At 33.6% G+C, this 19990-nt stretch carries 19 protein-coding genes; 6 read left to right on the top strand and 13 right to left on the bottom strand.

All coding sequences use genetic code 11. The annotated features are described in order from the left end of the window. Positions 1-378 precede the first annotated feature (378 nt). The 3 genes from ABLO99_RS08215 to ABLO99_RS08200 form a co-directional block, all read right to left on the bottom strand. Positions 379-531: a hypothetical protein gene (locus ABLO99_RS08215; RefSeq protein ID WP_153295518.1), complete on the bottom strand. Its 153-nt coding sequence runs from the start codon at positions 529-531 to the stop codon at positions 379-381. A 591-nt stretch (positions 532-1122) separates the two neighbouring features. Continuing rightward, positions 1123-1368, bottom strand: a complete 246-nt coding sequence (locus ABLO99_RS08210) for a hypothetical protein (protein WP_349967327.1) — start codon at positions 1366-1368, stop codon at positions 1123-1125. Between the two features lie 1016 nt (positions 1369-2384). Next, on the bottom strand, positions 2385-3398 hold the full coding sequence (locus ABLO99_RS08200) for a class I SAM-dependent methyltransferase (RefSeq protein WP_349967618.1): 1014 nt from the start codon (positions 3396-3398) through the stop codon (positions 2385-2387). Positions 3399-3499: 101 nt separating this feature from the next. On the opposite strand from ABLO99_RS08200, the gene ABLO99_RS08195 reads away from it, so the two are divergent. Next, positions 3500-3871 (top strand): hypothetical protein, encoded by a 372-nt coding sequence (locus ABLO99_RS08195; RefSeq protein WP_410543673.1) that lies wholly within the window; start codon positions 3500-3502, stop codon positions 3869-3871. Then, positions 3872-4153 carry a DUF2610 domain-containing protein gene (locus ABLO99_RS08190; protein WP_349967616.1) on the top strand — a complete coding sequence of 94 codons (282 nt, stop codon included), beginning with the start codon at positions 3872-3874 and terminating at the stop codon, positions 4151-4153. It begins immediately after the preceding gene. Here ABLO99_RS08190 and dapD read toward each other — a convergent pair. Continuing rightward, on the bottom strand, positions 4094-4996 hold the full coding sequence (gene dapD, locus ABLO99_RS08185; RefSeq protein ID WP_238580391.1) for a 2,3,4,5-tetrahydropyridine-2,6-dicarboxylate N-succinyltransferase: 903 nt from the start codon (positions 4994-4996) through the stop codon (positions 4094-4096). The genes ABLO99_RS08190 and dapD overlap by 60 nt on opposite strands. Positions 4997-5034: 38 nt before the next feature. Here dapD and ABLO99_RS08180 point away from each other — a divergent pair, with 38 nt between their 5' ends. Then, positions 5035-5445 (top strand): MJ0042-type zinc finger domain-containing protein, encoded by a 411-nt coding sequence (locus ABLO99_RS08180; protein ID WP_047759199.1) that lies wholly within the window; start codon positions 5035-5037, stop codon positions 5443-5445. A 191-nt stretch (positions 5446-5636) separates the two neighbouring features. Then, positions 5637-7442, top strand: a complete 1806-nt coding sequence (gene sdhA / locus ABLO99_RS08175) for a succinate dehydrogenase flavoprotein subunit (protein ID WP_349967614.1) — start codon at positions 5637-5639, stop codon at positions 7440-7442. On the opposite strand, the gene ABLO99_RS08170 is transcribed toward sdhA, so the two are convergent. The 4 genes from ABLO99_RS08170 to ABLO99_RS08155 all read right to left on the bottom strand — a co-directional run bounded on the left by ABLO99_RS08170 (position 7414) and on the right by ABLO99_RS08155 (position 13523). Next, complete coding sequence (locus ABLO99_RS08170) at positions 7414-9903, bottom strand: ankyrin repeat domain-containing protein (protein ID WP_349967612.1); 2490 nt, start codon at positions 9901-9903, stop codon at positions 7414-7416. The genes sdhA and ABLO99_RS08170 overlap by 29 nt on opposite strands. Positions 9904-10187: 284 nt before the next feature. Continuing rightward, a complete protein-coding gene (gene gmk / locus ABLO99_RS08165; RefSeq protein ID WP_349967609.1) occupies positions 10188-10793 on the bottom strand; it encodes a guanylate kinase in 606 nt (201 codons plus the stop codon). A gap of 41 nt (positions 10794-10834) precedes the next feature. Next, on the bottom strand, positions 10835-12619 hold the full coding sequence (locus tag ABLO99_RS08160) for a pentapeptide repeat-containing protein (protein WP_349967608.1): 1785 nt from the start codon (positions 12617-12619) through the stop codon (positions 10835-10837). After that, positions 12603-13523: an ankyrin repeat domain-containing protein gene (locus tag ABLO99_RS08155; protein ID WP_349967607.1), complete on the bottom strand. Its 921-nt coding sequence runs from the start codon at positions 13521-13523 to the stop codon at positions 12603-12605. The genes ABLO99_RS08160 and ABLO99_RS08155 overlap by 17 nt, the downstream gene beginning before the upstream one ends. A gap of 232 nt (positions 13524-13755) precedes the next feature. On the opposite strand from ABLO99_RS08155, the gene ABLO99_RS08150 reads away from it, so the two are divergent. Beyond that, complete coding sequence (locus ABLO99_RS08150; protein WP_047759193.1) at positions 13756-14040, top strand: hypothetical protein; 285 nt, start codon at positions 13756-13758, stop codon at positions 14038-14040. A 340-nt stretch (positions 14041-14380) separates the two neighbouring features. Here ABLO99_RS08150 and ABLO99_RS08145 read toward each other — a convergent pair whose 3' ends face one another. The 5 genes from ABLO99_RS08145 to rpmE form a co-directional block, all read right to left on the bottom strand. Next, entirely contained in the window at positions 14381-15262 is an 882-nt protein-coding gene (locus tag ABLO99_RS08145; protein ID WP_047759192.1) for an aspartate carbamoyltransferase catalytic subunit, read from the bottom strand. Between the two features lie 82 nt (positions 15263-15344). Continuing rightward, entirely contained in the window at positions 15345-16361 is a 1017-nt protein-coding gene (locus tag ABLO99_RS08140) for a Fe(3+) ABC transporter substrate-binding protein (RefSeq protein ID WP_047759191.1), read from the bottom strand. 81 nt (positions 16362-16442) lie between these two features. Continuing rightward, on the bottom strand, positions 16443-17774 hold the full coding sequence (locus tag ABLO99_RS08135) for a hypothetical protein (protein WP_349967604.1): 1332 nt from the start codon (positions 17772-17774) through the stop codon (positions 16443-16445). Positions 17775-17856: 82 nt separating this feature from the next. Continuing rightward, on the bottom strand, positions 17857-18642 hold the full coding sequence (locus ABLO99_RS08130; RefSeq protein ID WP_349967602.1) for an NAD kinase: 786 nt from the start codon (positions 18640-18642) through the stop codon (positions 17857-17859). Positions 18643-18663: 21 nt separating this feature from the next. After that, a complete protein-coding gene (gene rpmE / locus ABLO99_RS08125) occupies positions 18664-18876 on the bottom strand; it encodes a 50S ribosomal protein L31 (protein ID WP_047759189.1) in 213 nt (70 codons plus the stop codon). Positions 18877-19001: 125 nt separating this feature from the next. Here rpmE and fabD point away from each other — a divergent pair, with 125 nt between their 5' ends. Continuing rightward, entirely contained in the window at positions 19002-19967 is a 966-nt protein-coding gene (gene fabD / locus ABLO99_RS08120; protein WP_349968529.1) for an ACP S-malonyltransferase, read from the top strand. Positions 19968-19990 lie beyond the last annotated feature (23 nt).

Here is a 19990-nt window from a genome sequence, read left to right as displayed (position 1 = left end):
AACACCTTTATAGCTAGTTAGCAGTTTGCTTTTTTCCTTCAAATTAGGATCAGAGTTCTTCTATATCTTTCCTAACTTGCTCTTTTGCAAATTCTATCTGTCTTTCTATATATTTTCTGGCTTTTCCTGTTGAAAACGGCACTTATTTGCATATCGTTTAGATTGCGCTCAACTGCTCTTTTAGTTCTTCTTGCTTTTGTGAAACTATGTATTCTATTACCTCGTCATTTTTTGTGATAAATTCAGCATATTTTTCTAGTAATTTTGCATCTAATTTATCTGTTTTTGCAAAGTGGTTGCAGACCTTTGCAAACCCGATTTGGGTGAGCTCTGTGAACAGCTATGTTATGTTCCCGCAACAACTTTATGACAAATTTTTCATAACCACCTGTTTACACATAACCTAATAAGTACGTTAACTATTTTTGACTTTATAAACTCAGATATAGCTCTTTCTACATTTTCTATACGCTGATGTTTATTATCGATTGAGATATCAAGTGTTTCTTTTGAAACATCAAAAATAGCCATTTTTGTACCTATAAATATAATCAAATAATAATGTAAATGCTGTACAGGATTGTTTTTCTACCGTTCGTACTCCATTTTTTAAAGCTAGGAGTGTACTGAGATGCCTACGATTTCTATCAATCAATCCAATTGACAGCTTGCTCATTATAGCCTTGCGGCTTTGATTTAATATACAATCATTTATATTACCTTAAAGCCTTACTATGCCTTTATTATCCCTTTGGGGAAACCTCTTTTAAGTTAGCTATATGATACCACTTGTTATACTTTCAACACTTATGATGTCTATTCCCGCTGAGTTAGGATTCATTACCTATAATTTGCTTTTTTTTGTTTTTTGTTTGGTAGAAGTCATAGTCCTATCCACCTTGTTTGAGTTTTATTTTTATGACTCCCCCACAAGAACCGTGCTTGCGTAGAGTAGGTAGCCAGCGAGTTACTACTAAGCACTTTTCCAACAACCCCTCTCCGAACCACGCATCCGTATCACGTGGCTCTCCGATAATCTTTACATTTTAAGGAATCACCATCACATTTACCATATTGGATTTTCTTATGGCATTCATGACAAACAACAAGAGTTTTCCTCTGTCATTCAATCATTCTTTTCTTCCATTCAGGTAGTTTAGTATTATTTTTACTTCGCAGATCAGTAAGTTTACGTACCTCAATTTGCTCTTGTGATTTACATAATTCACAAGTTTGCGCTAGTAGTCTTTGTATTACTTCACTACGCTTATTCCATGTTGGTATAACGTTATCATTTACACCGACCCATTTATTCCATTTTAGTGATACAGTACCAAAGTGTGTAATAAGTGGTATCTTTGGTGACAAACTAACCTTACCCAGAAAAAGTAGAGAGGAAGTTAAGAAGTTTTTTCAAAGAGGTGTGATATGACAAAAAGAAGAGAACATACAGCAGAATGCAAAAATGAAGACTGGAAAAAGAAACAGGTCAATCATCAGCAAAAATAGGAAGAGATTTGGGTATTAGCGGCTAAGCAGGTGGGTAAAAACATACAATGTCTGGAACCCAGGAAAAGGAACTTGTGACAAAGAAAAGTTTGATTTAAAGAAAGAGCTGGCAACGAGAGAAAGAGACATTTTAAAAAAAGCCCTGGGATATTTTGCAAACCAAAAAGAGTTTTTATAAAAGAACATGAAAACTGCTATAAAACACGGGAATTATGAAGGTTTTTGAACGTATCTGCTTGTATAGATGGATTACTCAGAAAAAAACAATAAGAGAAGAGCTCATACAAAGAAAAGCATCACAATGCAGGTACGGAGCTCCTAAACTGAATTAAAGGCTTTAGGTAAAATCAAAACAATGTTATGCAGAAAAATGGCATTCAAGCTAAGCTTAGATGAAGGTTTAAAACTACAAATAACATATTGAATCAGAATTTCACCACTGATCAACTAAACAAGATATGGGTTTACGTACATAAAAACCAATCAAGGATGGTTGGCAATAATAGATTTAGTTGATAGGCATAGATATGGCTATTGCGCAAATCTGCTTATAGCGATCAAGGATCACAATACACCTCTAAAAATTATCAATTTTTACTGAGTACAAAAAGTATTATTTCTAGACAAAGGTTGTTGTTATGATAATGCTGTTTCAGAGAGCTTTTTTAGTTCACTCATACTCATTGATACTTCACAATACTCTGCACAACACCGCAATATTTGAATATATAGAAATTTTTTATAATAAACAGCGTAGACATTCTACATTGCATTCCTGAACTTTTTATTTTCATAGCAAAAACTTCTTTACTTCCTCTCTACTTTTTCTGGGTAAGGTCAATAGTCAAAACGTTTAACATAAGAACCACACAAGGTTACAAATGGTGAATCAGCATTGCCTTAAAGAGAGTACCCATATTTTCAGTTAACCTTAGAAATTCACTGAAGATCTTATTTTTTTGTTCATCACTTGCATTTTTCATCAAAGTTTGTGTTCTTTCTTTTATACCAAAAAGGTGTAAAAATTCTCTTTGAGTCAAAATCTCACAATTTACGTGACTTAATGAATCTTTTAATGATTGAAAGTTCACAAGTGCAGTGATGTCACTATTACCGACATTTTCAAGAAAATTAGTATACTTATGCTGTCTTATCGATTGTAGAGTGCTCTTGTATTCAGGATATACATAACCATAATCTATAATCAGGGCAGCTCCTCCATTATTGACTATCTTATTCTCAAGTTTCTTTAATATTGCAATTCCAGCTGGACATATTTCTACCACTGCACCATTGAAAAGTTTTCCTATTCCAGTAATTGGCATTGAGCACTGAAGTAACAACGAAAGACTGCCATTATCCTGCTTTGTCACTCTGTTTTCATACCACTGTCCATCACGATAAACGAACTGGTCAATTGGAAGGGCGTCAAATAACTCATTTGCAAAAAAAATAGTTGGCTGGTTTGGTAAGTTGTTGACATCTGTGTGCCAGTTAATATCTAATCCCTTTAATTTTTCCTTTTGTGTTTTCTGTAAAATAGGACTTATTTCAACTAGGTGAATGTCCATTGAGCTAAAAAAACAGCTATATTTTTTAGTGACTCTTATTACATCGTGAATGAGTGTTCCTTTACCTGGTCCAAGCTCAACTAGAGAAAATTTTGATGGCTTTCCTAGTTTTTCCCATGTATGCATTGTCCAAACTGCAATTATTTCACCAAACAGTTGACTAATTTCAGATGCAGTAATGAAATCACCATCTTTGCCAAGTGGTAATTTATTCATGTAATAGCCGTACTCTTTATGATATAGAGCAGCGTTCATAAAATCACTGATGGATATTGATCCTCGGCTTTTATCAATTAATTCGTGTATATAAGTGAGCATGTTATTAATAAATGTTTAACTATAGCGTGCCATAATATAAAATAGTAGAGTATTTATATATATAGTATAAACTTAAGTTTGTGAGTAATAGTGCTTCAGTTATGGACGACAAAAACACCGGTTATGTTGCCCTTATACCTCAAGATGATAGTATTGAATACAAATTTGAAAAAGCTGTCAATTTTATAGAAAACAAGGTTATAAATGCTGATGGACTAACTTTAGCAGAAATATTTCAAGTGCTAGTTCGAATGTTAAATGGTGATCTAGAATTAGTAAAAAAAGTGCTAGCATGTGCTAATATTATGGTAAAGCATGAAATGAGGGTAGCAAAAGAGTCACAATTGAGCAGAGCTGATGTTCATCGAGCTTTAGAAGGCAAAGAAGGTGTTTTCAATGGGCAAGATTTTATCAAAAAACCACCTCTTTTACCTGCGATGAGATCGGTCAAAAAGAAAAGTAGAGGTCTTTAAATGGCTGAGTCTATAAAAAAGTTTACTGTGCAGTGTGATTTCAAAGGGCAAAGTTCGCCTTTTGCAATATACATAGGAAATCCAAAGGATGATACTCATCCAATTCACCATCAAGATTCCTGGCTTGCAAAGGAGCGTGGAGGAAACATACCTAATAAAGTCAAAGAAAGTCTGCAAAAATTATATAAGTTATCTCAAGAAAATGGAGTCTCTTTTTCAGAGTTATGTGTATATGCCATTACTGTAGTTAGTAATAATGATAAAAAAAATGACGGCAAGTAGTGAGATTCTCAATATTTCATTTATGGAGGTTTTTGATCTCGTCTTCTTGTCCACTTTTTTTACTATAATTGCGCAATAGGTTGAGATATTATTTTTAGATGGAGTAGATCCTGGTACAATGACGGAATAAGGTGGCACTTCACCATAAAATATCTTGTTTGTTTCTCTATCAATGATCTTTGTTGATGCTCCAATAAACACCCCCATGCCAAGGACTGATCCTTCTCTTATTATCACACCTTCTGCTACCTCACTGCGCGCTCCAATGAAGCAATTATCCTCTATAATAACTGGAGAAGCTTGAACAGGCTCAAGAACTCCACCTATTCCCACTCCACCGGAAATATGGCAATTTTTTCCTATTTGTGCACAACTACCAATTGTTGACCAAGTGTCTATCATTGTACCAGAATCAATGTATGCACCAACGTTGATAAAGCTTGGCATTAGAACAACATTTTTACCTATATAAGCAGATTGGCGGACAAAACACCCAGGTACTGCTCTAATTTTTGACTGGTAAAATTTCTCCTCATTCCATTCACTAAACTTGCTACCGATCTTGTCAAACCAGCAATTGGTGTTGTCTATTATTTTGCTTTTTTCAGTGAGAAAGTGTAATAATATTGCCTGCTTTATCCACTTATGTACTATCCATTTTCCACTTGATGACTTTTCTGCTACTCTAATTTTACCACTATCAAGTAACTCAATTACCTTTTTGATTATTACTCTTGCTGCTTTTTTTAGATTACAATCGTTAAGTTTATCTTTATCTTTCCAAATATTTTCTATCTCATCTTGTAATTTTTTAGTTGCAAATTTTTCATTTATTATATACATATTGATATCAAATTTATATTATTTTATACGTAAGCACTATGAAAATACAATGTCATAATTGTACTAAAACCTACTTAGTATCTCGTGAGCAAATAGGTTTTTCTGGAAGGAAGGTGAAATGTACGAACTGCAATCACATGTGGCATGAGTATCTAAAAGAAATGTCAAGCGAATTGTGCTCTGCTAACGCACAAGAAAAAAAAGCTAGCTGGAGACAAAGTTTAACTCTAACTTTTGCAGTGGTTGCAGGATTATGCGTTATAATTGTTGGTGGTATCTTTCCAGGAGAGGTAAGTAAGATATATAAAACAGTTAGTGCATATAAAGATTCAATAGGCCATAAATTAGGGTACAAAAAGGTGCAAACGGAAAGCTCAAATGCGAGAGAACTTGTTGTCAATGAGTTTTATCAAGATTACCTTTTCCTGTCTAATTTTAGATCTAGTTGAATAGGCATAAGTCATCAATGTCATGCAAGTAGCTACACTTATTTCTCATTGTCACGCACTGGAATGACGCTCTATGGTTGTTATGACATCATTTACTATAGATTTGTTCCAGAAGCTTACATTTAGAAAACTTCTATAGATTTTTCCTACTTCTGTGATATTATAAGCCTGTGATGATAAAATAAGTGAATATGGATAAGTTAGCGTATGAAATCATAGAGCATGAGTATGATGTGGTGATAGTAGGTGCAGGTGGAGCAGGGCTTAGAGCAACACTTGGAATGGCTGCAACTAGTTTTTCGGTTGCCTGCATTTCTAAGATTTTCCCTACACGAAGTCATACAGTTGCAGCACAAGGCGGAATTAGTGCAGCTTTGAGCAATATTGCTGAAGATGATTGGCGCTGGCATGCGTATGACACAATAAAAGGTTCAGACTGGCTTGGCGATCAAGATGCAATAGAGTATATGTGTAAAAATGCTGCCAAAGCTGTTATCGAACTTGAAAGTTTTGGCGTACCTTTTTCTCGTACGGAGGATGGCAAAATATACCAGCGTGCTTTTGGTGGAATGACAACTCGCTTTGGTAAAGGAAAATCAGCTCAGCGTACTTGTGCAGCAGCAGACAAGACTGGGCATGCGATTCTTCATACTCTATATCAGCAATGTCTCAAATTCAACGCTGAGTTTTTTGTTGAATACTTTGTGATTGATTTAATTATGGATAGTGAAACAGGAGCATGCTGCGGAGTTCTTGCCTGGTCGCTGTGTGATGGCACATTACATAGATTTCGTGCACATTCGGTGGTAATAGCGACAGGTGGTTATGGACGTGTTTATTTTTCTGCAACAAGTGCACACACCTGCACAGGTGATGGTAATGGCATGGTAGTGAGAGCTGGATTGCCACTTGAAGATATGGAATTTGTGCAATTTCATCCAACAGGAATATATGGTTCAGGGTGCTTGATGACAGAAGGATGCCGCGGTGAAGGTGGATACCTCATTAATTCTCAGGGTGAAAGGTTTATGGAACGTTATGCACCAAAGGCAAAAGATTTGGCTTCTCGTGATGTGGTAAGTCGCGCAATAACAATTGAAATTAGAGAGGGAAGGGGAGTTGGACCGAAGAAGGATTACATGCACTTGAATATATCGCATCTTGATCCAGAAGTGATCAAACTCAGATTGCCAGGCATTAGTGAAACAGCAAAAACCTTTGCAGGAGTTGATGTTACTAAAGATCCGATACCTGTTGTTCCAACTGTTCACTACAATATGGGTGGTATTCCAACCAACTATCATGGAGAAGTGATTACACTGAAGAAAGGTAAAGAAGAAGTAGTGAATGGACTGTTTGCAATTGGAGAAGCGGCATGTGTTTCTGTACATGGTGCAAATCGACTTGGTTCTAACTCGCTTCTTGATCTTGTGGTTTTTGGTAGGGCTGCAGCGCTCAGAGCAAGAGAAAAATTGAAACCTGATACACCGCATAAAAAATTGCATTCAGACTGCACAGACTGGATAGTAGATAGATTTAATAAAATGCGATTTGCTTCTGGAGGGCTCAAAGTAGCAAAAATACGCAGTGAAATGCAGCACACTATGCAAAAATATGCATCAGTATTCCGTGTTGCTGAAGTTTTAGAAGAAGGCAAAAAAGCTATAAAAAAGGTAGCAAAAATGATGTCTGATATTTCACTTGAGGATCGCAGTATGATATGGAATAGTGATTTGGTTGAAGCGCTGGAGCTTGCAAATATGATTCCACAAGCGGTTATTACTATGGAATGCGCAGCTAATCGCGAGGAAAGCAGAGGTGCTCATGCTCGCGAAGATTTTCCCGAGCGCGATGACAAAAATTGGATGAGGCATACTATAGCATGGCTTAAAGAAGAGAAAAACCAAATCAGTGTAGAAATTGACTATAAAAAAGTTGCTGAAAAAACTCTGAGCGATGAGATTGATTTCATCGCTCCAGAGAAGAGGGTTTATTAGTTACACTATCCCTATCACAATTTTTTAATGAGTTCATTATTGATATGGCACTCATTTTAGTGTCTGGAGGACTTTCAGTATGTTCTGATTGATTTGATGATTTTTGCACCTCTTGCTCTTCTAAATCGTTGGACTTATTTTCTATATCTTTAACAGAGTGATTGCATTGTGTATCATTTTTTGGTGCGTTATCTTGAAGTGTAAGTTGCTTTTCTTCAGTAAGCTTTCCTTTAATTTTTCCAAATCCTTCATAAATATTTTCTAAATTCAAGTAAATGAGATAACAAACTCCAATAACTGCTATAATAGATGAGGCAGCTGCAATTGTAATACTTCCTTGAGAAGCGCTGAATATTACTGTACAGGCTAAAGCAGTAAACACAAGCGTTGTCACTACTTTACAAACACCATTATTGACATACTTTACAATATCGCGTGCTTTTAACTTCTTGCCAAAATTGCACTTCAGTTCAGTTCTCATATTATCTGGAATAAGCTTTCTACCTATTGATTTCTCTATTCCTTTTATAATTTTATAATACTCTTTGCTCCATAATCTTTTGGGTAGTATTTGCTTTGGGTCAACACCATTTTGCAATAATTTTACACAGAACTTGATCGTGTTATCACGGCTCTTAGGATTGATCAAATTATGTTTATCTTTTGTCGTCTTAGTAATTAACGCTACTTGTAGTGGTGTTCGTTTTTTTTCGTTAGTGGCGTTTACAGCTTCACCTAACTTGTCTTTGGATATTACTCCTTTTTTCACTAAATCTAATATTAAATTCAAGCATGAAATCTTTTGCTCTCCTTTTAGTAAAGCAATGTGATGCAGAATATTATTACCCTCTTTATCTTGAGCAGTAATATCTGTACCATTTTGTAAAAATAACTCTAAGGCTTTATATCTATTTGTTTTTTCAAATTTTCTATCTGTATATGATCGATCCTCATTTTTTTCTTTTATATGCTGAAACAAATAATGAATAGGTGTTAATCCTTCCCTGTTAGTAGTATTTACAGCATCATCTTTATCTGAAATCAACTCCAAACATGTAATCTTTTGTTCTCCTTTTAGTAAAGCAATGTGATGTAGAATATTATTACCCTCTTTATCTTGAGCAGTAATATCTGCACCATTTTGTAAAAATAATTTTAGGACTTGATACCTAGTAGTTCCTTTAAACTCCTTATCCGTAAGCGACTGGCTTTCACTTTTTTTTCTTATATATTGAAGTAACTGATGTAGAGGTGTTTGTTTTGCTGTATTTTCAGCATTTATAGCTTCTGTGAGTTGTGTTTTAAGTTGCCCTTTTTCTTTCTTCTTACTTATATTTAATATTATATTTAAAAATTTAAGCTTTTGTCCCTTATCCAATTTTGTAACTATCAGGTGTAGAACATTGTTACCATTTGTATCTTTAAGGCTAATATCTGCTCCTTCTTTCAATAATTCCTTAAAAGATTTCTCATCTTTATTTTTAATTGCTAAATGTAATTGATAATTATCATTACTATCTGGAGTATTTATGGCATGGGCTATAACTTCTTCAACTTCTGTTTTTGCTTCTGGCTTTAGCTCAGCCAATTTCTTTAAAAACTTAAGATGGTATTCATTTTGCTTTTTAGATAATTTTTTTAAAGTGTCTGTAGACAAGCTTATCTTGGCCACATGCTCTGGAAATTTCATAAGAAACTTAAGTGTATTATCACTACTTCGAATTGTATTAGACTTATGTTCTTCTTTGGTTATCTTGTTAATTAGTGCAACTTGAAGAGCGTTCTGTTTTTTACTATCAACAAGTTGTGCTAGATCTTCCTCGGGGATCGTTTTTTTTAGGGTGCTTAGAAATTTGTATTTTTGTTTCTTTTCGAGCGATACAATAAGGTGTAAAATATTATTTCCTTTTTCATCTTTTATGCCACTGACATTTATGCAATTTTTTAGATATTTTCTAAATTTTCTGTTATTTCCATTTTTGATTGCTTTTAGTAATTGAGCATCATTGTCCGTTATTTCATTTACTTCATCTTCAAAATCGCTACCGTAGCCACTTTCTGACTCACTGTCCTTGCGATTTTTATTAGAATGACTTTTAGTGACTTCAGAAATTACTTGTTCTTTTGTTTCATTTGATATTTTTTTTGATTGTTTTATTACTTTATCTAGCACTGGAAGGAAGCATTTCGTATAGTACTTATAATATTTTTCCCGTTCTCTAAATGATTCTTTTAATTTTATTAATACTTCAGGACTAGCACCTTCCTCAAATAATCTTTTGCACTTCTTGAGCGTTCTATCTCGACTTCTCGGTCTTTCACGCTTATGTTGTGCTTTTTTTACCTTTCTCTCTATAGTATCATACAATTGCTTGTCTTTTTTATCTTGTTTTTTATTTTTGTTTATATATTTATCTAGTTTGTTTGCATTAGTAACTAATACACTTAGATCTATACTCATATTAAAACCTCAATATTAAAGCTATTTGGCGTTAGCGCTTCAACTAACAACCTATTGAATTGGACTTTTAAATTGAGCTAGATGTGATCGAAATATAGGTGGAAAGGCAGAAAATTAATTTCTGTGAGAAAATTTGCCGTCATAGTTGAACCTCACTTGAACAGTTGCTACTATTTTAACCATTTAATCTTAAAAAATAATAAATATAGCTAAACTGTGAAACGTGCTATTGGCTAAAATAGGATAAGAAACTATAGCTGCAAATATCCAAATTGATGTTTTTATCAGTCTTCCAGACTTGGTTTTTCTTTTAGTTTTTTAAGTCTTTCTTTATTTAGTATGGAGCTTATCTCTTCTACACTTTTATTAATATCATTATTGATTATTACATAATCATATTTACCACGTTTGCTTATCTCTTTTTGAGCTTCGGCTAATCTGCGCTCTATTTCACTTGCATCATCACTATTACGCCTTTGCAGGCGTAACCTCAGCTCTTCCATTGAAGGGGGAAGTATAAAAACACTTACAACTTTTTTCCTCATGAGCTTGAATAAGTGAAATGCTCCTTGCCAGTCTATGCTTAGTAAAACGCTTATTCCACTGCTTAAGTTTTGCTCTATAAAATCTCTTGGTATACCATAAAAATTCTCAAAAACTTTGGCGTATTCAAGCATTTGGCCAGCTTTGCATAACTCGTGAAATTTTTCTTCGGTAACGAAAAAATAGTCTTTTCCATTTATTTCGCCGGAGCGAGGCTTGCGTGTAGTCATAGAAACAGACATAACTAAATTAGTTGATTGCTCAAGTAATTTTTCTGATATAGTAGTTTTTCCAGCTCCAGAAGGGGAGGATAGAATCAGTAGTATGCCCTCATTTTTTACGGTCATTTTTGTTTCTACATAGTTTAACAAGTACATTATAGAGTTTTTTAAGACTTTGTATTTTTTGAATCAAAGTTTAAAAGGCTAGAGCCCTCTAAATTAGAATTTGATAAATTGGTGCCAATAAGAGAGGAATTATCAAAGATAGTATAACGTAAATCGGCTTTTTCAAGATTTGCCTTATTCAAATTAACGTTTACAAACTTTGTCCTACTTAATATTGAATTAGAAAAATCAGCATTTTCTAAATTCATATCCTTGAACTCAAAGTAAGAATAATTTACATCAAATCTTTCACCCTGTGATATTTTCTCTTGCAGATCCTCAATTGAAGTTATAGCATTCTCTAGACTTGTAATTTTTGTCTGTCCCTGATTGTCAATCACAATTGAATTATCAAATTTGCAATCTGTTAAATGAATATCAGCAATTGAACTTTTATATATGCTTGAAGAGTGAAAAGACATATCACTCATTGTTGAATTACTCAAATTGCTAAGAAAAAAACTAGCTTTCCTAAAGGCATTATCATAAAACACAGAAGATCTAAAATCACTTTCAATGAAGTTTGAATTAGTTACTTTTAAATTAGACCACTTTGAGTTATCAGCTAATAATTTGAAGAATATTGAATTTTCTATCTCACTGAAATCAATATTATGGTGGGAAAGCGTACTATTGTAAATTTGAGAGTCTTGAATTTTCGTCTTATACATTGAGGTTGTAGAAAGATCTGAATCTTCTATTTTTGCAGAGGTAAACAATGAATGGTCAAAGAACGAACCATTCATGTCAGAATTCACAACTTTAGTATTATGAAACTTTCCGTGACAAATGTTAGCATCATAGGCATTAACTTTATACAATTCACTAAAACTAAAATCAATATTAGATAAATCAGCATCCTGAAGATCTGCTTCAGAAACATATGCATGTTTTATCTTGGAACCATTTAGTATAGATTTAACGAAGTTTGAATTATCCCCTTTCACATAGGAAATTTGTGAATTGCTTAAATTGGCTTTTTCGAAATTACTATCCACTATAATGGAAGAATTAAAATAGGCGTTCGAAAGATTGCTACCTGCAAAATCCGATTTTTTTATTTCTGCACCATATATGTTAGCATTTTTTAGTGAAGAAAATTGTATCTTGAGCTTGTGTGCATCCACTCCAAAGAAACTTGCATTGTCGAAATTATTCCTCTGCATAACAGTATCGTTTATTTCACTATCACTAAAATTTATGTAGCTAGCATTTGAGTTTGATAAATCGGAGAAATTCATTTTTACATTCAAAAATTTAGTATGCAAACCAATTATATTACGCATACTTACTTTGTTGAGGTTAGAACTAATAAAATCAGCATAACTGATATTAGACTGATCGAATATGATATCTGTTAAATTTGCAGAAGCAAATTTTGAAAAACTCAAATTTGTGCCTTTTATTTTAACGCCATATAAATTAGCATTGGAAAAATTAGCACCACGTAAATCAACATCGATAAAAGACACATCTGATAAATCGGTGTTAGAAAAATCGGCACCAATCAAACTCACTCCGTCAAAAATAGATTTATTTAAATATAATTGACTAAAATTAGCCCCATTTAAATTAGGGCCAAAACCTTTCTTAAAATCTTGTGGAACCCCTGCTTTGCTGCACTGTACTAAAAACTTAGCAAAATCTTTTGTATTGTAAGATACGTATTTTATATCGTGCAGAGCGCTTAAAAAATCATTGATTGGATTTTTTTCATCATCTATTTCATTTCCATAGCATAAATGACCAGCTAAAATTAATATCAAAAGTCTAATTATCTTTTGCATTGCAGGTATTTTCTTTTGTTTTTATAGCAAAGTTATACATATCTGAGTTTTCTTCATTGTTTATTTCTTTATCCTCCAAAAGATATGGCATCATTTCGGCAATTGCGTTTATTATATCGATCTGCTTTTTCTCGATTGCTATGTCGATAGGGGACTTAAAACTATTATTAACCGCTCTAGGGTCAGCACTTTGTAATAAGAGAAAACGAACTGTGTCTATTTGACCTTGCTTCACTGCATAAATTAGAGGAGTATCACCCAGTTTATTTTTAAATCTTAGTATTTCTTGAATTGTTAACCCAATTTTTTCTAACTTATTTATTACTCCTCTTAAACAAGTTAAGTTACCCTTCTTAATGCAATAAAAAAATTGCTTACTGTAATCATCAGTAAATATAGTTGTAGGAAGATGTTCATTAAGGCTATCGTATTGTCGTTTATATATTGACTTACTTTTATGATCCCATTTTTTTGTTATTTCTTTGTTTAGCTTTGTCCATTTTTCGCTTTCTTCATCTTCTTTATTGACAGGTATTGTCTGACTTTCTTTGCTGCTGTCCTTAGTTACTCTTTTCTCTTCAGGCTGTTCTTCCTCTAATAATTGACCTGTTGAAAGCTCAGTATCTTTTATATTAGTCTCCTGGTCAGGTTGTAGGTTTGTTTGTATATTTTTATTACTTGAAGGTACTTCGACTACATTTATTGAGTCTTGGTCTGTGCTTTCCTTTAGTTCGCTCATAAGCGAAGGAATTTTATCCTCTTTATCAGCGCTTTCAGCATCAGTATTGCTTTTCGATTTGTCTTCTTGATTTATGCTGCTTTCATTTTTATTTTCTTCAGGCTGCTCTGCAGCAAGCAGGTTAGATATAACGATTAATAGTATGAAGAATACTTTATATTTCATAAACATTGCAAATATAGGCTTAATTAAAATGATACTATAATCAAATGATTAATCTACAGTAAAAAGTGCCTTAGTTATACTATACAAAAAGGATATCTGCGAAGAATAGGAAAATTTTTAGTACATAAATACAGCTCAAATAAGAATGCTTCCTTTGGTATGCACTATAGGTATAACTTTTTTCATAATTCTCATGTATAAAACAGCATAATTTGTATTTTAGGAGTAATTTATGCTTACAAAGTGTGCTAAACTGATTTCATGTGAGGAAAGTGGAAATAAGCAGTTCGTAGTTTATAATGCCAAAGCATGTGACGGTGATGAAAGATTTAGTTTTTTTACTGAGATGGAAGAAGACGAAAACGAAGGTGAATTACCTAGTACTTGCCCAGTAGGTAGTCTAGTAGATGTTTATTATAACCCTGAGTACTGTTTAGAAGAAAATCATTCCTGCTACGCAGAGTATATGCAATTCTCAGCTGATGATCACTGTAAAGCTGATTGTGGGGTTTTCTAGATTATCTATTGCTATCTATTAGTAGAAATTAACGTATGGCAGACAATAACTGTATGTCACACGCTGGCTTTGTGTTTATAGTAATTTTTTGCAAATAAATGCAAAAAATTACTTGACACATTTTGTAATTTGATTATTCTCAGTGAAAATGAGGGTATTTTAGAGCTCGAAATTCACCTTATTCAAGTCTGCAGACTTTTCAATTAATTTCTCAATAAGAAAATATAGCACAGTCTACTTCAGTGCATACTTAATTTCTGTCATGAGGTGTGTTATATTTTTCTAAATCGTTTTTCATAGGAGGATCATTATGTCTAAAATTCCTTAAAATTAATTAAAGTTAAACATTAATTAAATAGTGCAGTACTGCCTTACGCGTTGCTAATCCAAACTTTACTTGCTGTAAAATAACACAATCTGCTATATCATTGCTAATTTCGATACCTCTATTTATTGGTCCTGGGTGCATAACAATTGCATCGGGTTTTGCGTGCGATAGTTTTTGTGCATCAAGTCCATACAAATAAAAATATTCTTTTTCCGAAGAACTATTATTCATGCGCTCTTTTTGCAATCTCAAAAGCATAATTACATCAGCATCCTTTATACCTTCAGTTAATGAGTAATGAGTTGAATCTACTTCAGGAAAATGCTTACAAATCAAAGTTGGTGGTGCAACCAAGCTTATTTTTGCTCCAAACATTTTTAGCAATCTTATATTTGATCTTGCAACTCTACTGTGCAAAATATCTCCACATATCACAATTTTGAGGTTTTTTATTTGCTTTTTATAATTGATAATTACAAGATAATCTGCAAGAGCTTGAGTTGGATGTTCACTGCTTCCATCACCCGCGTTAATTAGCGAGCAGTTAGCATGCTTTACCAGTGTATTAATGATACCACTACTTTTATGCCTGATTATCATATAGTCAGGATTCATTGCATTTAATGTTTTTATCATATCTTTTAGATCTTCTCCTTTGTTAACAGAAGAAGATTTTATTGGCAAAGTTACAACATTTGCTCCAAGGCTTTTTGCCGCTATTTCAAAAGATGCAAGTGTGCGTGTTGAATCTTCAAAAAATAAGTTTATTACTATCTTGTTTTTTAGAATATGGCTAGTTTCTGTTTCAAAATATTGGTTGGCTAACTTAGTTATATTTTCTACATCACTAACCGTGAGATCTGAGATGTTCAGCAAATTCCTTTTTTTGTTCATAGCTCCCTTTTTGAGCTTATTCTACTTTCTTAATTATTATTTTTCAACTCTACAGTTATAAAATAGAATAGAAGAAAGACTATTATTTCCACTTACACTCGTCTGCTATCATAATAGCCTCAAAGAGGTGCTTCTCAAGCTCACTTATAGGTAGATCACTTTGTGGATAACTTCCCCAAGATTTTAATACATCAGAAGTTTCAATACTTTCAACAATGGGATATTCTTGATTTTTTTCAGCATATAATTCTTGAGCCTGTTTACTTACAAAAAACTCCAATAAAGCTATAGCATTTTCTCTGTTTTTTGCGTTTTTTGTTACTGCTGCGCCACTAAGATTCACCATTACACCATCATTAGGAAAGAAAGCTCCTAGTTTATCTGTAACACTTTTCTTATTTTTTGACGAAAGAATTCTTGCAAAGTAGTAGCTGTTTACTATTGCAACATCCCCTTCACCAGCGGCTACAGCATAGATTTGATCTGTATCACCACCACTTGGCTTTCTTGCCATGTTGTTCACAATTCCACTAACCCATTCCTTGGTATTTTCAAATCCATTTTTTGCAATCATAAAAGCAATCAATGATCGGTTATATGGACTTGTGGAAGAACGCACTAATATTTTCCCTTTCCATTTTTCATTTGCTAAATCTTCGTAGGTACTTAATTCTTTAGGATCTACTGATTCTTTATTGTAAACCAATATTCTGGCTCTTTTTGTAAGGCCAAACCAATAATCTTCACTATCTCTAAATTTAGCAGATATGGCATTTTTTAGAACTTCTGAATCCACTTGAGACAAAAGCCCTCTTTTTTTTGCTAAAATCAAATTCACCACATCTGCGGTTAAAAATAAATCAGCTTCACCACCATTTTCCATGCGTGAAAGTAACTGAGAATAGTCGTCGATGATATAACGTACCTTGATACCCGTATTTTTTGTAAATTCATCAAATAAACTATGTACCAATTCTTCTTTACGTGATGAATAAACATTTACTACTTGCGAATCATCAATTCCGCTATTTTTATATAAAAAATTAACGACTATCAATACAATTGCTACCAAAGGTATAAATACTAAAGCTTTTTTCATATCATAAAACAAATCCCTTCATTTTAAGATACTCAAATAGCAAGGTTCTGGCAAGTGCCAATAAGGGGCATTGAAATTCATCTACCAACCGTAAATAACATCTGGATAATTGTGAGATTGAACTATAACTTGCTCAAGCGTTAAACTGCTGCGTTTAGCATCTTTACTATGATTTTCTTCAAGAACTTTTGTTCTTTCTTGTTTTATTTCCTGAGTGAATTTCTCATTAACACCTTCAGCGCCAATCTTTTCCCGAGAATATATAAGATTAGTACAATTTGTTTTTCTATAGTAATGTACACCAAGACACAAAATTAATAATGCAAGTACACCTGAGCCTATAAGTAATGATAGTCCTATGTCATTAGTCAAAGGGTTCTGGTAAAATTTTTGTACACCATTAACACCATTTGTTGCAAGTAGCCCTAAAGGAAGTGCTACATTTGCAGCAACTACGCCAGTTAATAATGTAGTAAATATAGGCCTATTATTAATTAAGGACTCTATTTTATTAGTTTTACTAATTACTTTTTCGTCAATGTTGATGAAGTCATTCTTAGATTCCCAAGCATTAAGTACAAAATTTGAATGAGTGCCATTGCTGTATTTCAGTCTTACAGACTTTATAGCTTTATCTTTTCGTTGACACTTCAATACGTTATCTAAAACTTCATCTGCATTTTTTCCTTGAGCTTGATATTCTTTGGTATTTACAAACTGTTTTATTCCAAGAAACATTGGACTAATTGCGAGCAATGAAGCAATTGCAATAACTGGTATAATAGTATAGAGCGGACTGTTTGCAAAGAACGCAATAAATTTTGCTTTATCTTGTAAATGCACTAAAGCTGCAGATGTGCCAAGTACAATAGCAGTTGCACTAAAAATTACAAAACCCTTCTGCTGCATGGCATATTTTGCTCTTGGCCAGGATCTGTTTTTTTGCAGTTTAAATTCGCTATTTGTAGACAAAGACTTTTCAGAGCCATCCGTCTTATATGAAGGTGGAGGAGTTGAAGGTGTACCTTGATTATCAGAGCTTTTGCTTGATGATTTTTCTAAATCTTCTAATATTTTACTATCCCAAGGTTCGCTATATATCGTCCCTTCAGAAGATGATCTTCTTAGGCTTGGATTACCTACTCCACTATCTGAACTCTTTTTTGGAGATTTTGTTTTTGGATCTATGGATGCATAAATATGTTCTGGAATGGCCACATTTGATGTTTCTTGCCCTTCTTCATCAGAACTTGATTCGCTAGCCGAATTTGTAGATTGTGAAATTTCATTTTCATCGGTTGTTTGTAACACTGTGTTTCTAGGTGCTGGTGTTGGTGGAGTTGCTGCACTATTTTCACCCTCCGTTGTACAAGAAATTGGTTTAGTTTGATGTTCATCTACTGTTTCAGGCATATTCGCTCCAAAATTAATTACAATGCTCTTTAATTACGCGATAGTTATTAAAATACAGTAAATACTAATTTAAGGATAAATATTAGTATAAGAACTGCTGATCAAAGATCCTTTCATTCAGAGGGCAATCTTTGTCAAAGAGCAAAGTTATTGTGTTTTCCTGTTCTTTTTGTATTTTTACCTGCGATATATCATGGAATTCTTTATAATCTGATACTACAAGTGCTGGACGATTTTTTATATTATTAATGTCAATTTGTACTATCGTGTCATTTGATATGAGCGCTCCATTCCAATGCCTTGGGTAATAACTATTGATGGAAGTCAGTGCAAATAAATTTGAATTAAGTGGCAGAATTGGCCCGCCGGCAGAGAAGTTATATGCGGTGCTGCCTGTGGGAGTAGACAATATTATTCCATCTCCTCTGAATTTTTCTACTTTTAGCTTATCATTAATGGTAATATTCATCTCCACTATTTGATTTGCTTTTCTGAAGACATACACTTCATTTACTGCTATGTAATGGTGTTTTTTGCCGCTTGTGTCTGTGGCTTCCATTTTTAGTAAAGTTAGCTGAGTAGGGACTGCATGTTCTATATGATCAATTAGATCTTTAAAGCATTTATTCATTAAAAACCCGACGTTGCCGGTATTTATTCCATACACATGTACATCTTTATTTCCTATGACGTAGTTGTGCAGAGTGCGTAGCATAAAACCATCGCCCCCAATGACTATAAGTAGATCAATTTCGAACTTACTTTTCTCTGTTATATTGATAAAATTGAACTTCTGTAATAACTGAGATACTTCCTGAGAATTTGGTGATGAAGAAGCAATATAGCCTATATTTTTATATTTATACATGTTTAATAAAGAAGGAGAAAACTAGAAAAGACTCCCATATTTATCATTAAACTTAGCTATTTTACTATCCTTGTCTCCTGATCCGCTTGTCAAGCTTCCAGTCCATGCAGGGTGAGTAAGAGGATCTCTATCAAGTTTTATTCTTTGACCTTCCTTTCCATAAGTGGAATAAGTTTCAAACTCTTGACCGTCTGTCATGACTATAATAACTTTGTGATAACTGATTTCTGCCATTGCTGCTTACAACTTTTTATCAAGTCACATTCTAGTGAATAGGATTGATTTAGTCAATCATTATTGTGAAATATTGACAAAAAATAAATAAAGTAGTATTGTTAGTGAAGAATGAAGAATTTATTATGATTTTTGCTTTTCCTGGTCAGGGCTCTCAATTTGTAGGAATGGGAAAGAGCTTATATGATGAGTTTTCAGTTGCAAGACAAGTATTTGATGAAGTAGATAACACATTAGGTAGAAAGCTGTCTCATTTGATCTTCAACGGTCTTATTGAAGAATTAACCATTACAGAGAATGCTCAACCAGCTATCATGGCAGTGTCAATTGCGACACTACGTGTTATGGAGCATGTGCTTGGTAGGCCCTTTTTTTCTGGTTGCAATGTTAAATATGTTTGTGGGCATTCAGTTGGCGAGTATACAGCGCTATGTGCTGCAGGGGCATTGACGCTTGAGTCTGCAGTTAAATTGTTAAAAGTTCGTAGCGAAGCAATGCATGAAGCTTCACTAAAATGTAAAGGTGGAATGGTTGCGCTACTTGGAGCAGAAATAAGCGAAGTAGAAGATATATTGAAATCAGCTAAAATTGAAGGTGAGATTGCAAACGATAATGGTGGTGGGCAGGTAGTGGTAAGTGGTACTGCAGAAGCCCTTGAAATGTTACCTGATTTGTTTAAAAGCTCGAGTGTGAAGAAAATGATTAAATTACAAGTTAGTGGACCTTTTCACTCATCTCTTATGAAACCCGCTGATGAAAAACTTCTAGAATTTTTAGAGAGCGTCAACATAACTCGCCCTTCGATTCCTTTTGTATCAAATGTTACAGCTAAAGAGGAAAATGATCCAGAAATCATAAGAGCTTTACTCGCTAAGCAAGTCGTAAGCAGAGTCAGGTGGAGAGAGATGGTTTTATATATGACAAGCCGTGGCACTGATAAATTTGTTGAAATTGGGCCTAACAAAGTTTTATCTAATCTAGTTAAAAGAATTATCAGTACAAAAAGCATAGGTAGTGTTGGCGATATTGATAGCTTCTTTAATGAATCATTAATATTGGCAGCGAAAAATTTAAAAGTGAGTTTGAGTTAAATTGTATCTATTTTGTATTACCC

Origin of the sequence: Wolbachia endosymbiont of Armadillidium arcangelii (genome assembly GCF_040207875.1) — a bacterium.
GTDB lineage: Bacteria > Pseudomonadota > Alphaproteobacteria > Rickettsiales > Anaplasmataceae > Wolbachia.
This window is presented reverse-complemented; position numbering and strand designations above follow the sequence as displayed.

Excerpts from the sequence above, each read along its gene's own strand:
- ABLO99_RS08215 (WP_153295518.1), bottom strand. The coding sequence starts at position 531 with ATGGCTATTTTTGATGTTTCAAAAGAAACACTTGATATCTCAATCGAT.
- ABLO99_RS08200 (WP_349967618.1), bottom strand. The coding sequence starts at position 3,398 with ATGCTCACTTATATACACGAATTAATTGATAAAAGCCGAGGATCAATA.
- ABLO99_RS08195 (WP_410543673.1), top strand. The coding sequence starts at position 3,500 with ATGGACGACAAAAACACCGGTTATGTTGCCCTTATACCTCAAGATGAT.
- ABLO99_RS08190 (WP_349967616.1), top strand. The coding sequence starts at position 3,872 with ATGGCTGAGTCTATAAAAAAGTTTACTGTGCAGTGTGATTTCAAAGGG.
- dapD (WP_238580391.1), bottom strand. The coding sequence starts at position 4,996 with ATGTATATAATAAATGAAAAATTTGCAACTAAAAAATTACAAGATGAG.
- ABLO99_RS08180 (WP_047759199.1), top strand. The coding sequence starts at position 5,035 with ATGAAAATACAATGTCATAATTGTACTAAAACCTACTTAGTATCTCGT.
- sdhA (WP_349967614.1), top strand. The coding sequence starts at position 5,637 with ATGGATAAGTTAGCGTATGAAATCATAGAGCATGAGTATGATGTGGTG.
- ABLO99_RS08170 (WP_349967612.1), bottom strand. The coding sequence starts at position 9,903 with ATGAGTATAGATCTAAGTGTATTAGTTACTAATGCAAACAAACTAGAT.
- gmk (WP_349967609.1), bottom strand. The coding sequence starts at position 10,793 with ATGACCGTAAAAAATGAGGGCATACTACTGATTCTATCCTCCCCTTCT.
- ABLO99_RS08160 (WP_349967608.1), bottom strand. The coding sequence starts at position 12,619 with ATGCAAAAGATAATTAGACTTTTGATATTAATTTTAGCTGGTCATTTA.
- ABLO99_RS08155 (WP_349967607.1), bottom strand. The coding sequence starts at position 13,523 with ATGAAATATAAAGTATTCTTCATACTATTAATCGTTATATCTAACCTG.
- ABLO99_RS08150 (WP_047759193.1), top strand. The coding sequence starts at position 13,756 with ATGCTTACAAAGTGTGCTAAACTGATTTCATGTGAGGAAAGTGGAAAT.
- ABLO99_RS08145 (WP_047759192.1), bottom strand. The coding sequence starts at position 15,262 with ATGAACAAAAAAAGGAATTTGCTGAACATCTCAGATCTCACGGTTAGT.
- ABLO99_RS08140 (WP_047759191.1), bottom strand. The coding sequence starts at position 16,361 with ATGAAAAAAGCTTTAGTATTTATACCTTTGGTAGCAATTGTATTGATA.
- ABLO99_RS08135 (WP_349967604.1), bottom strand. The coding sequence starts at position 17,774 with ATGCCTGAAACAGTAGATGAACATCAAACTAAACCAATTTCTTGTACA.
- ABLO99_RS08130 (WP_349967602.1), bottom strand. The coding sequence starts at position 18,642 with ATGTATAAATATAAAAATATAGGCTATATTGCTTCTTCATCACCAAAT.
- rpmE (WP_047759189.1), bottom strand. The coding sequence starts at position 18,876 with ATGGCAGAAATCAGTTATCACAAAGTTATTATAGTCATGACAGACGGT.
- fabD (WP_349968529.1), top strand. The coding sequence starts at position 19,002 with ATGATTTTTGCTTTTCCTGGTCAGGGCTCTCAATTTGTAGGAATGGGA.